This is a genomic window from Stenotrophomonas sp. LC732, from assembly GCF_052446685.1.
Taxonomy (GTDB): domain Bacteria; phylum Pseudomonadota; class Gammaproteobacteria; order Xanthomonadales; family Xanthomonadaceae; genus Stenotrophomonas; species Stenotrophomonas muris.
Genome location: NZ_CP199214.1, coordinates 4,477,538 through 4,489,541, shown reverse-complemented (window position 1 = coordinate 4,489,541; position 12,004 = coordinate 4,477,538). Strand labels below are relative to the sequence as shown.

Here is a 12,004-nt window from a genome sequence, read left to right as displayed (position 1 = left end):
CCGTTGCACCGGAGCCTGCGGGCTCGAAATGACGGCGACAACGTCTGGGAGCTACTCCCCTTCTGGCGCCGATTCTGCCGTCTGGCTGGGCCGACGTCAAATGGGGGACGAGGGGTCGGATCCCCGTAGGGGCTCTGACCCCATTCCCGAGCCCGTTCCGGCCTGGTGGGTGCCAACCTTGGTTGGCACGCCGGCGGGGGTCAGAGCCCCTTCGGGGATCTGACCCCGGCGCCCGGTTTACAATGGGTGGATGAATACCCCCCTTCCAATTGTCCGCCTCAAGAATGCGTGGCGCTCCAGCCACCCGTGGATCTTCCAGAAACTGGTCGAGAAGCCGACCGTCCGGCCCAAGCCCGGTTCCATCGTCGACGTGGTCGGCATTGATGGCGAGTTCGTTGGCCGCGGGTTCTACAACGGGCATTCGCGCATTGCCGTGCGCATCCTTGAGACCGACCAGAACGTGCCGGTGGATGCCGGCTGGTTCTCGCGCAAGATTGCCCAGGCGGTGTCGCTGCGCCGTGAGGTGCTCAAGCTCGACGCGGTCTCCGACGCCTGGCGCGTGGTGCACAGCGAAGGCGACGGCCTGTCCGGCCTGGTGGTGGATCGCTACGGCGACCTGGTGGTGGTCGAATTCTTCGCCGCCGGCATGTTCCGCCACCGCGAGTGGATCTACGACGCCCTGCGCGAGCAGTTCCCGGGTTGCCGCTTCCACAGCTTCGCCGATGAGCACGTGCAGAAACAGGAAAGCTTCGATTTCCACGGCAATACCACCACCGAAGCGTCGGTGATCACCGAGTACGGCATCAAGTTCCGCGCCGACCCGGCCGGTGCGCACAAGACCGGCTTCTTCGCCGACCAGCGCGAGAACCGCGAGTGGCTGAGCCAGCAGGTGGAAGGCAAGCGCGTGCTGGACCTGTGCTGCAACACCGGCGGTTTTGCGGTGTACGCGGCGGCGCGAGGCGCCTCGGAAGTGGTCGGCATCGACATCGATGAAGACGTCATCCAGATCGCCAAGGGCAATTCGCGCCTGAACAACGTGCGCCCGAAGTTCGTCCAGTCCGACATCTTCCCGTGGCTGCGTGATGCGGCCAATCGTGGTGAGCAGTACGACGTGGTGATCCTGGACCCGGCGAAGATGACCCGCGACCGCGACCAGGTCATCACTGCGCTGAAGAAGTACCTGGACATGAACAAGCTGGCGCTGGGCGTGGTCAAGCCGGGCGGCCTGTTCGCCACGTTCTCCTGCACCGGCCTGGTGGCCGAGGACCAGTTCCTCGACATGCTGCGCCGCGCGGCGTATTTCTCCGGCCGCACGATCCAGATCCTGAAGGTGGCCGGCGCCGGTCCGGACCACCCGTTCATGGCCCACGTGCAGGAATCGCGTTACCTGAAGGCCGTGTTCTGCCGCGTGGTGGACTGACCGCGTCACTGCCGATCTCTGTAGAGCCGAGCCCACGCTCGGCTGATCTGTCTGGCAGCCGAGCATGGGCTCGGCTCTACAAAAAGGCCGGGTGCAGCGCTATGGTCGGGCTCTTCCCAATGCCGGTGAGAGCCCATGCCTTCGTTGCGCCACCTGTCCGTCGTGCTCGCCGTGGCGCTGTGCGCGCCGCTTTCGGCTCACGCCATCGAGTTCAGCGCCGAGGAACTGGCCCGTGCCAAGGCGCTGCAGCAGCGCCTGGTCACGCTCGACAGCCACCTGGATACGCCGGCAAATTTCGGCCGGACCGGCTTCGACATCGAGCAGCGCCACGACCGCAACGCGCTTTCGCAGGTGGACTACCCGCGCATGGTCGAAGGTGCGCTCGATGGCGGTTTCTGGGCGATCTACACCGACCAGGGCGATCGCAGCGCAGCGGCCCACCTGGCCGAGCGTGACCACGGCCTGCAGCGACTGCTGGAAATCCGCGAGATGCTGGCGGCCAATCCCGCGCGCTTCGCGCTGGCACTGACCGCCGATGATGCGGCGCGGATCAAGGCCGCCGGCAAGCGCGTGGTCTACATCAGCATGGAAAACGCCAGCCCGCTGGTGGAAGACCCCAGCCTGCTCTCGTTCTACCACCGCGCCGGCCTGCGCCTGCTCAGCACCGTGCACTTCGCCAACAACGAGTTCGCCGATTCGGCCACCGACCCCAAGGGCGCGGAGTGGAAGGGCCTGAGCCCGGCCGGCAAGGAACTGGTGCGGCAGGCGGTGAAGCTGGGCATCGTGATCGACCAGTCACATGCATCGGACGCGGTGTTCGATGACCTGCTGGCGATGATGCCGGTGCCGTTCGTGCTGTCGCACAGCTCGGCCAAGGCGGTCTACGACCATCCGCGCAATCTGGATGACGCGCGGCTGCGCAAGCTGGCCAAGGCCGGCGGCGTGATCCAGGTGAACGCCTATGGCGGCTACCTGATCGACACCGCGAAGACGCCCGAGCGCACGCAGGCCGAAGAAGCGCTGAGCAGGCAGCTGGGCGGCTGGGAAGGGATGGGCATCGAGCAGGGCGTGGCCCTGCTGAAAGCCGAACAGGCACTGGACCATGAACACCCCGTGCGGCATGCCAGCCTGGACGACTTCTTCGCCCACTTCGAGCACATCCTCAAGGTGGTCGGCCCCGAGCACGTGGGTATCGGCCTGGACTGGGATGGCGGCGGCGGCCTGAGTGACCTGCCCGATGTCAGCCAGCTGCCGAAGATCACCGCCTGGCTGCTGCGCAAGGGCTATACCGAGCAGCAGATTGCCGGCATCTGGGGCGGCAACCTGCTGCGGGTGATGCGCCAGGCGCAGGATTACGCCGCAAAGCAGGGCGGTTGACCGCCCTGCGGTGGTGCCGGCCAGCGGCCGGCATTGCCCCTATCAACAGGATTCGGGTTGCCGGCCAGCGGCCGGCACTACCGGTGATCGGTCTATTTCGCGATCAGCGCATGGCGTCGGCTGTACAGCAGGTACAGCACCAGGCCGGCCACGTTCCACAACAGGAAGTACAGCTGGGTGGTGTGCGGCAGGCTGATGAACAGGTAGATGCAACCCAGCGCGGCCAGCGGGCCAACCACGAAGGCCAGCGGCGTGCGGAACGTGCGCGCGCGGTCCGGCTCGCGCAGGCGCAGCACCACCAGGCAGACGCCCACTGCAGTGAACGCGGCCAGGGTACCGGCATTGGCCAGCGCGGCGATCTCGTCCAGGCGGGCCACGCCGGCCAGCGCCGACACCACCACCGCAGTGAACAGTGTGGTCGCCACCGGCGTGCCGGTACGCGCGTTGACCTTGGACAGGCCACGCGGCAGCAGGCCGTCGCGGCTCATCACGAAGAAGATGCGGCTCTGGCCGTACAGGAAGGCCAGCAGCACGGTCGGCAGCGCGATGATCGCAATCACGCCGATCACCATCGCCGCTGTCGGATGGCCCAGCTGGCGCATGATCAGCGCCAGCGGCTCGGCGCTGTGCCCGAACACGGCGTAGCTCATCGCACCCACTGCGGCCAGCGCCACCAGCACGTAGACAATGGTGCAGCCGATCATCGAACCGATGATGCCGATCGACAGGTCACGGCCCGGGTTCTTGGTCTCCTCCGCAGCAGTGGAGATCGCATCGAAGCCGTAGAAGGCGAAGAAGATGATCGCCGCTGCCGCCATCACGCCGTGCTCGACGCCATCGGGGCCCATCGACTTGGCAAAGCCATACGGCATGAACGGCTGCAGGTTGGCGCTGTCGAACGCAGGCAGGGCCACGGCCACGAAGATCGCCAGCGCGATCAGCTTGAACACCACCAGGATGGCATTGAGCGTGGCGCTTTCCTTGGTCCCGGCCATCAGCATGCCGGCCACCAGCCAGGTGATGATGATCGCCGGCAGGTTGATCATGCCGCCTTCCACGTGCGGGCCGGCTGCCAGCCAGGCCGGCAGGTGCACGTTCCAGCCGAACTGGGTGTGGACCCATTCGAGGAAGCCGACGAAGTAGCCGGACCAGCCCACCGCCACCGTACTCACCACCAGCGAGTACTCCAGGATCAGGCTCCAGCCCACCACCCAGGCGAACACCTCGCCCAGCGCACTGTAGCTGTAGGTGTAGGCGCTGCCGGCGGCCGGCATCATCGTCGACAGCTCGGCATAGGACAGCGCCGCACAGGCGCAGACCGCACCGGCGATGGCGAAGGAGATCAGCACGGCCGGGCCGGCCAGATTGGCACCGACGCCGATCAGCGTGTAGATGCCGGTGCCGACGATGGCACCGATGCCCAGTGCGATCAGGTGCGGCCAGCTGAGCGTCGGGATCAGGCGCCTGCCGGCTTCGTGGACGGTGACGGAATCTAGGGACTTGCGCCGGAACAGGGACATGCAGGCCTCGGAAGGGGTGACTAAGAACGACAAGTTCCCGAGTGTGACCGAACGCAGCGCAGCATTACCACTGACGGGGGTCATGCATGGCGGGGCACGCGCTGCGCCCCGGCCAGGCTGCCGGAATCGGCATAATCCGGCGGCAGCCACCGGTGTACGTTCGTCCCGGCCCCCGCTAGGACTCGATGTTGGCCATGCCGCTGACCGAATAGCGTTCGCCGGCCGCGGCATGCAGCGGGAAGGCCGCATCCAATGCGTCCAGCGTGGCCGCATCCAGTTCCACCTGCAGTGCAGCGAGGTTCTCGTCCAGCCGTGCCCGCCGCGTCGTGCCCGGGATCGGCACGATGTGCCCGCCGCGCGACAGCACCCAGGCCAGCGCCAGCTGCGAGGCAGCGATGCCGCGCTCGGCGGCCAGCGCCTGCACGGTGTCCACCAATGCCAGGTTGCGCTGGAAGTTTTCGCCTTCGAAGCGGGGCGAGGTGCGCCGGTAATCGTCGGCGTCGAAGTCGTCCGGGCTGCGGATGGCGCCGGTCAGGAAGCCACGGCCCAGCGGCGAATACGGCACGAAGCCGATGCCCAGCTCCGCCGTGGTGGCCAGCACTCCGTTCTGCTCCGGCTCGCGCGACCACAGCGAGTACTCGCTCTGCACCGCCGTGATCGGGTGCACCGCATGGGCGCGGCGGAGGGTGGCCGCCGAGGCCTCGGACAGGCCCAGCCAGCGCACCTTGCCCTGTTCCACCAGGCGTGCCATGGCACCCACGGTGTCCTCGATCGGCACGGTCGGGTCGACGCGGTGCTGGTAGTACAGGTCGATGTGGTCCACGCCCAGGCGACGCAGGCTGGCCTCGCAGGCGGCCTGCACATAGTCCGGGTGGCCGTTGATCTGCCGCGCCTTCGGGTCAGCCGGGTCCAGGCCGATGCCGAACTTGCTGGCCAGGAACACCTGGTTGCGGCGGCCGGCAATCGCGCGACCGACCAGCACCTCGTTGGTGTGCGGGCCATACACATCGGCGGTGTCGAGCAGGGTCACGCCACGGTCCAGCGCGTGCCGGATGACGGCAATGCCGTCATCGTCACTGCCGCGGCCGCCGTAATACGCGCTCATGCCCATGCACCCCAGGCCGAGGGCGGACACGGTGGGGCCGGCGGGGCCGAGAGTACGGGTCTTCATGTGGATCTCCTTGGGGAAGGCGCCACGTCTGGATGGGCAGTGGCGAGGGGCACAGCATCCTCCACGCCATCATGTGGATAAACTGCGTGTCACCGGACTTACCTTGAAGGCTGCCTTCACAATGGATGCCTCCGTCCCGCTCACTGCTGTGGTCGCTTTCGTCCACGTGGCCGAACACGCCAGCTTTACCCGCGCCGCCGATGCCCTGGGTGTGTCGACCTCGGCGCTGTCGCAAAGCGTGCGCGCGCTGGAAGCGCGGATGGGCGTGCGGCTGCTGCAGCGGACCACGCGGCGGGTCAACCTGACCGAGCACGGCGCGCGTTTCCTGCAGCGCGTGCGCGGCGGCTTGGACCAGATCGACCAGGCACTTGCCGAACTGGACAGCGCGCGCTCGGTGCCTGCCGGGCGGCTGCGCGTGACCCTGCCGCGCATCGTCGCCGATCGCATGGTGCTGCCGCGGCTGCCCGACTTCCTTGCGCGTTACCCGCAGGTGCAGGTGGAACTGTGCGTCGACCCCGCGCTGACCGATCTGGTGGCCGAGGGCTTCGATGCCGGCATCCGCCTCGGCGAATCACTCGCACAGGGCATGATCGCGGTGCCGGTCGGGCCACCCGAGCGGCAGGTGGTGGTGGCCACGCCGGCCTATTTCGAACGCCATGGCGTGCCGCAGACCCCGCATGACCTGCAGGGCCACGCCTGCATCGTGCACCGGCTGGCCAACGGCCGGCTGATGCCCTGGGAGTTCAGCCGCGACGGCCACGACCTGGACGTGCAAGTGAGCGGGCGGCTGGTGTTCAACGATGCCGGCGTCGCCCATGGTGCCGTGCTGGCGGGTCTGGGAATGGCCCAAGGCTTCGCCTCGTTGATGGCCGACGACATCAACGCTGGGCGACTGCAGAGCGTGCTGCAGGACTGGCAGCCGCCATTCCCCGGCTTCCACCTGTACTACCCCGCGCGTGAGCAGATGGCGCCCAAGCTGCGGGTGTTCATCGACCACCTGCGCGCGGAGATGCACGACCGGTAGATGCCAACCTTGGTTGGCATGCTCCAATCGACCACGCGCGCCGCTACGCCTCCCGGCCAATGGCAGCCATCCTCCTGCCACGCCTGGCTGTCATCGTGGAAGGTGGTGCGACGGCCATCACGGGCGCGTTCGTAGCTCAGATCCAGTACCAGCGCGCCCTGCGTGCTCAGCAGGTAGCGGCCGTTGAGGCGCCCGTCGATGCGCTCTTCCCACACGCTGTCGAACTGGTACGGGCGATCCTCGGCCAGCACCGTGGTCTCCATCGAGATCCGGTGCAGGGGCAGGCGCTCGCGCTGGCCGGCGTAACGCACGTCGGCCCGGCCGTCTTCCAGCCAGCGCCATTCCAGGTGGATGTTGTCGTTGCGACCGCCCGTCAGGCAGCGATGGTCCTGCACGGTGCCGGCAGAGGCGGCACCGGCCAGCAGCAGGGTCATGCCGAGCAGTGGCAGCCGCCCGTTCATCCGTTCAGCCCCAGGCGGATGCCGAACCCCACCAGGAACAGGCCGGCCACGCGGCGCAGCGCATCGCTGATCCGCGGGTGCTGGATCAACCGGCGGCGGGCCAGGTTGCCCACGCCGATCAGCATCGAGCAGTAGGCGATGCTGACCACCAGGATGATGCCGGCCAGCGCGGCGAAGGTGGCGATGCCCTGGTGCGCCTTCGGATCGATGAACAACGGCAGGAAGGCCATGTAGAACAGGATCGCCTTCGGGTTGAGCAGGCTGACCAGGATCGCCTGCTGGAAGTAGCGGCCGGGTTGCATGCGGATCGGGCCGGCGTCGCCGCCCTCGTGCTTGGGCGTGCGCAGCAGGCTGATGCCGACCCACACCAGGTAGGCCGCGCCGAGGTACTGCACGGCGTGGAATACCAGAGGATTGGCCTTCAGCAGTGCGGCCACGCCGGCCAGCGCCAGCCACATCAGGATCTGGTCGCCGACCAGCAGGCCGGCCAGTGCGGTGTAGCCGCCGCGCACGCCGCCACGGCCGGTGGCAGTCAGCAGCGTGAAGGTACCGGGACCGGGCAGGGCGAGAAACACCAGCACGGCGACCAGAAACGTCCACAGGTCCTGGATGCCCATCCACGGCATGGCGGTGCTCTTCTGTTACGGGGGGCCGCCATTGTCGGCCAGCGCTGCGGCGGGCGACAGGGGGCCGGTGGGGCCAACCGGCATCCCGGGGACAGCAGCGGTTGCAGGTGCTGGCGCAGCTGCGCGTGCAGCTGCCGCACGGCGGGTGAGAACTGCTTGCGATGCGGGCACACCAGCTGCAGCGGGATGCTGCTGCCAACGCCGTCCAGCAGCACCTGCAGGCGCCCGGCCAGCACATCCTCGCGCAGGTCCAGCCAGGACTTGTAGGTGATGCCTTCGCCGGCCACGGCCCAGCGCCGCACCACGTCGGCGTCGTCGCAGACCAGCGGGCCGCGTACCGGAACCACGCTGCGGCGCCCGTCCACCTCGAACGACCAGCGATCGTAGGCGCGGCCATTGAGTTGATAGACCAGGCAGTCGTGCTCGCGCAGATCCTCCAGGCGCGTGGGCGGGCCACGCCGCTGCAGGTAGCCGGGTGAGGCGGCCAGCACGCGCCGGTTGCCTTCCAGCAGGGGCAGGGCTACGTAGTTGGCGTCATCGAAGTGGCCGATGCGGATGGCCACGTCGACCGGTTCGCGGAACACGTCGGCGACCTCGTCGGACAGGCGCAGGTGCAGGCGCAGCCGCGGGTGCGCGGCGCGGAACGCGCTCAGCCAGGGCAGCAGCAGGTTGCGGCCGAAGTCCGACGGCGCCGACAGCTGCAGGATGCCGTGCAGCTCGGTGTCCTCGCCCTGCACGCGGGCCTGGCCTTCGCGCAGGGTGGCCAGCACCTCCTGCGCATACGGCAGGTAGAGCGCGCCCTCGCCGGTCAGGCGCAGGCTGCGGGTCGTGCGCACGAACAGGCGCAGGTCCAGCTCGCGCTCCAGCCGTGCCACCGCCGCAGCGACCTGCCCGGGCAGCAGGTCGGCCTCGCGGGCGGCCTGCGAGAAGCTGCCCAGCGCGGCAGTGCGGACGAACAGCTGCAGATCGTCGAAGCGGATCATCTTCATCGCCAGAGTGAAAGTGCTGCCCGATTCTGCGCCTTTCCGAGGGAGCGCGCGCGGCGCAACCTGTCGCCTCCTTCCCCACTGGACCGCTGCCATGCGCGCCATTGCCTATACCCACGCCGGCCTGCCGATCGATGATGCCCGGGCCCTGATCGACATCGAACTGGAGCTGCCGCAGCCCGGCCCCCGCGACCTGCGCGTGGCGGTACGCGCGGTGGCGGTGAACCCGGTCGACACCAAGGTCCGCCGCGGCGTGGCCACCGATGGCCCGCGCGTACTGGGCTGGGATGCGGTCGGCATCGTCGACGCGGTGGGCAGCGAGGTGACCCTGTTCCAGCCCGGCGACGCGGTCTACTACGCCGGCGTCATCGACCGCCCGGGCAGCAATGCCGAGTACCAGCTGGTGGACGAGCGCAGCGTCGGGCGCAAGCCGGCCAGCCTCGATGATGCCGCCGCCGCGGCGCTGCCATTGACTGCAATCACCGCCTGGGAGCTGCTGTTCGACCGCCTGCGCATCCCCGAGGGTGGTGGCGAGGGCCAGACCCTGCTGGTGATCGGTGCTGCCGGTGGTGTCGGTTCGATCCTGGTGCAGCTGGCGCGGAAGCTGACCAGGCTGACCGTGATCGGCACCGCCTCGCGTCCGGATACCCAGGACTGGGCATACGCAATGGGCGCGCACCACGTGATCGACCACCGCCTGCCTCTGGCCGAGGGACTGGCGCGGCTCGGCATCAGCGAAGTGCAGCATGTGGCCAGCCTGACCCACTCCGACCAGTACTACGCGCAGATCGTGGAACTGCTGGCGCCGCAGGGCCAGCTGGGGCTGATCGATGATCCTGGCCAGGTGGACGTGATGGCGCTCAAGCGCAAGGCGTTGTCACTGCACTGGGAGTCGATGTTCACCCGGCCGCTGTACCGCACCGCCGACATGCAGCGCCAGCACGACCTGCTGAACCGTGTGGCCGAGCTGATCGACACGGGCGTGCTGCAGACCACGCTGGGCGAGCACTTCGGGCGCATCGACGCGGCCAACCTGCGGCGCGCCCACGCGCTGCTGGAGAGCCACCGCGCCAAGGGCAAGATCGTGCTGGAAGGCTGGTAAGGCCGGGTCGTTCCCGCGCCCTTGGGGTCAGATCCCTTTGCCCCGGGAAAGGGATCCGACCCCTGCCTCAGGCCACGCCGTTGTCGACGTGGGTGGTGAAGCCCGGCTGCTGTCGCAGGCGCTCGAACCAGGCGCCCACGTGTGCCAGCGCCGGCTTGTGGCCCGGTGTGCTGCGCCAGCGCTGGGTCGACAGCCCGAGCACGATGTCGGCGAGGGTGAAGGTGTTGCCAGCGGCGTAGCCGCCAGCGGCCAACTGGGCATCAAGCACGCCCATCAAGCCGTTCCACTGGACCAGGCTGGCCTCGGCGCGGGCATCGTCCGGGTAGTCCGGATGCTGGCGCACGCGTGCCATGAACACGTGCCGCCAGGCACTGTTGAGGTCGCTGGCCTGCCAGTCCATCCATTGTTCGACCCGCGCACGATCCTGTGCCGCGCGGGGCAGCAGGTCATCACGGCCAGCGCGTACGGCCAGGTAGCGGCAGATGCTGTTGGATTCCCACAGCACGAAGCCGCCATCGCGCAGCACCGGCACCTGCCGGTTCGGGTTCAGTGTGGCCAGCAGGTCCGCCGGCGGCGCTGGCTCGTGGTGAAGTGGCAGGTCGAGGCCGGCGCACAGCCAGAGCACCTTGCGCACGTTGATGGAGGTGGGTTTTCCGTACAGAGCGAGCATGGGGGCTTCCGGGGCAGACCGACCCAGCCTAGCGCAGCGGGGCTAAACTGATCGCATGAATATCGAAGTCCTCTTGATCCTGGCAGTGGTCCTGCTGCTGGCGACCCTGGTCGCGCTGGTGCTGCTGTGGCGTCGCAGTGCTGGCGGTGCACCCTCCGACGAACTGCAGCGGCTGCTGGACAGCGAACGCGAACAGCATCGCCTCGCCCTGGTCGATGCCGGCCAGCTGCGCGGCCGCCTCGATGCGCTCAGCGCTGAACTGGAGAACGAACGGAGCCGCAGCCAACAGCACGCACAGGCCGTCACTACGCTGACCGCCCGGGTGGAGCGCGAAGCAGCGCTGTCGGCCAGTCGCGAAGCACAGCTGGCCGAACGTGAAGCGGCCCTGGCGCAGGCGCGCGCTGCCGTTGCGGAGACCAGCAGCGAGCTGCAGCAGGCGCAGCAGCGCTACCAGCAGTTGCACGGTGAACATGCCCGCGCGGTGGCCAATCTGCAGCACTCCGAACGGGCCAGTGCCGAACTGCGCAGCTATCTTGATACCGCCAAGGAAAAGCTGTCGGGCGCCTTCGCCGAACTGGCGGGCAAGGTGTTCGACGAACGCGGACAGCAGTTCGAGAAGAACGTGCGGCAGGCGACAGTGCAGTCACGCGCGGACATCGAGGGGCTGCTCAAGCCGTTCGCCGACAAGCTGGGCGATTTCCGCACCCGCGTCGATACGCTGTATGGCGAGGAAGCGCGGCAACGCGCCAGCCTGCTGGGTGCGGTGGGCGAACTGAAGACGCTCAACCAGGACATGGCGGCGCAGGCATCGGCGCTGACGAATGCGCTGAAGGGCAATGCCAAGGTCCGCGGCGACTGGGGCGAGCTGATGCTCGACAACGTACTGCGCGGATCGGGGCTGGAAGAGGGCGTGCACTACCAGCGGCAGAAGCATGCCGTGGATGACGAAGGTGCGCGCCTGCGACCGGACGTGGTGGTGCAGTTCCCCGACGAACGCAGCGTGGTGATCGACAGCAAGGTGAACCTGATCGCCTGGCAGGAAGCCATGAATGCCACTACCCCGGAGCAGTCGGAAGACGCGTTGCGCAGGCACGCGGTTGCGCTGCGCCAGCACGTTAAGGACCTGGGCGAGAAGAATTATCCGAAGGCGTTGGGCAGCGAGACGCTGGACATCACCATCGCCTTCGTTCCCATCGAGGGTGCCTTGTCAGCCGCACTGGGCGCCGATGGCAGCCTGCAGGCGTTCGCCTTCGACAACCGCGTGGTGTTCGCCTCGCCCAACACCCTGATGGCGCTGCTGCGCGTGGCCGAGCGCCTGTGGACGCGCGACAAGGTGCAGAAGCAGGCGCTGAAGATCAGCGAGGCCGGCGGTCTGGTGCTGGACGCCCTGACCGGGTTCCTGCAGGACTTCACCGCCATGGGCAAGAAGCTGGACGATGCCGGCAAGGCCTACGCCGATGCGCGCAATCGCCTGATCGATTCGCCGCAGTCGGCCATCAGCCGCGCCCGTCGGCTTGCCGAACTGGGCAGCAAGGCCAAGCGCGCGCTGCCACCGGAGCTGACCCCGGACCCGATGCAGCAGCTGGGCGCGCCGGAGGACGACGAGGACGGCAATGCGGGTTGACACGTCCCGTGCACCTGCGCCTG

The 12,004-nt window shown here is 68.2% G+C and carries 9 protein-coding genes and 2 pseudogenes; 5 read left to right on the top strand and 6 right to left on the bottom strand.

The features are described from left to right. Window positions 1–250: 250 nt before the first annotated feature. Together ACT6SE_RS21105 and ACT6SE_RS21100 are read left to right on the top strand one after the other, a co-directional pair. Window positions 251–1,420 carry a class I SAM-dependent rRNA methyltransferase gene (locus ACT6SE_RS21105; protein ID WP_014648949.1) on the top strand — a complete coding sequence of 390 codons (1,170 nt, stop codon included), beginning with the start codon at window positions 251–253 and terminating at the stop codon, window positions 1,418–1,420. Window positions 1,421–1,555: 135 nt separating this feature from the next. Continuing rightward, on the top strand, window positions 1,556–2,797 hold the full coding sequence (locus ACT6SE_RS21100) for a dipeptidase (RefSeq protein ID WP_046433393.1): 1,242 nt from the start codon (window positions 1,556–1,558) through the stop codon (window positions 2,795–2,797). A 92-nt stretch (window positions 2,798–2,889) separates the two neighbouring features. Here ACT6SE_RS21100 and ACT6SE_RS21095 read toward each other — a convergent pair whose 3' ends face one another. Together ACT6SE_RS21095 and ACT6SE_RS21090 are read right to left on the bottom strand one after the other, a co-directional pair. Continuing rightward, on the bottom strand, window positions 2,890–4,317 hold the full coding sequence (locus ACT6SE_RS21095) for an amino acid permease (RefSeq protein WP_046433392.1): 1,428 nt from the start codon (window positions 4,315–4,317) through the stop codon (window positions 2,890–2,892). Between the two features lie 175 nt (window positions 4,318–4,492). Further along, on the bottom strand, window positions 4,493–5,488 hold the full coding sequence (locus ACT6SE_RS21090) for an aldo/keto reductase (RefSeq protein ID WP_046433390.1): 996 nt from the start codon (window positions 5,486–5,488) through the stop codon (window positions 4,493–4,495). Window positions 5,489–5,609: 121 nt separating this feature from the next. Between ACT6SE_RS21090 and ACT6SE_RS21085 the strand changes: the two genes are divergently transcribed. Beyond that, a complete protein-coding gene (locus ACT6SE_RS21085; RefSeq protein ID WP_046433388.1) occupies window positions 5,610–6,512 on the top strand; it encodes a LysR family transcriptional regulator in 903 nt (300 codons plus the stop codon). Between the two features lie 41 nt (window positions 6,513–6,553). Here the strand turns inward: ACT6SE_RS21085 and ACT6SE_RS21080 are convergent. The 3 genes and pseudogenes from ACT6SE_RS21080 to ACT6SE_RS21070 all read right to left on the bottom strand — a co-directional run. Then, window positions 6,554–6,973, bottom strand: a pseudogene (locus ACT6SE_RS21080) (hypothetical protein); the annotation flags it as partial. After that, window positions 6,970–7,599 carry a leucine efflux protein LeuE gene (gene leuE / locus ACT6SE_RS21075; protein WP_005411716.1) on the bottom strand — a complete coding sequence of 210 codons (630 nt, stop codon included), beginning with the start codon at window positions 7,597–7,599 and terminating at the stop codon, window positions 6,970–6,972. The gene leuE and the pseudogene ACT6SE_RS21080, both read right to left, overlap by 4 nt. A 15-nt stretch (window positions 7,600–7,614) precedes the next feature. Beyond that, a pseudogene (locus ACT6SE_RS21070) lies at window positions 7,615–8,588 on the bottom strand (LysR substrate-binding domain-containing protein). A gap of 91 nt (window positions 8,589–8,679) precedes the next feature. Between ACT6SE_RS21070 and ACT6SE_RS21065 the strand changes: the two are divergent. Next, window positions 8,680–9,687, top strand: coding sequence for a zinc-binding alcohol dehydrogenase family protein (locus ACT6SE_RS21065; RefSeq protein WP_014648942.1), 1,008 nt, complete (start codon window positions 8,680–8,682; stop codon window positions 9,685–9,687). A 67-nt stretch (window positions 9,688–9,754) separates the two neighbouring features. Here ACT6SE_RS21065 and ACT6SE_RS21060 read toward each other — a convergent pair whose 3' ends face one another. Then, a complete protein-coding gene (locus tag ACT6SE_RS21060) occupies window positions 9,755–10,357 on the bottom strand; it encodes a glutathione S-transferase family protein (protein ID WP_046433381.1) in 603 nt (200 codons plus the stop codon). Window positions 10,358–10,412: 55 nt separating this feature from the next. Here ACT6SE_RS21060 and rmuC point away from each other — a divergent pair, with 55 nt between their 5' ends. Then, window positions 10,413–11,981: a DNA recombination protein RmuC gene (rmuC, locus tag ACT6SE_RS21055; RefSeq protein ID WP_046433378.1), complete on the top strand. Its 1,569-nt coding sequence runs from the start codon at window positions 10,413–10,415 to the stop codon at window positions 11,979–11,981. Window positions 11,982–12,004: the final 23 nt, after the last annotated feature.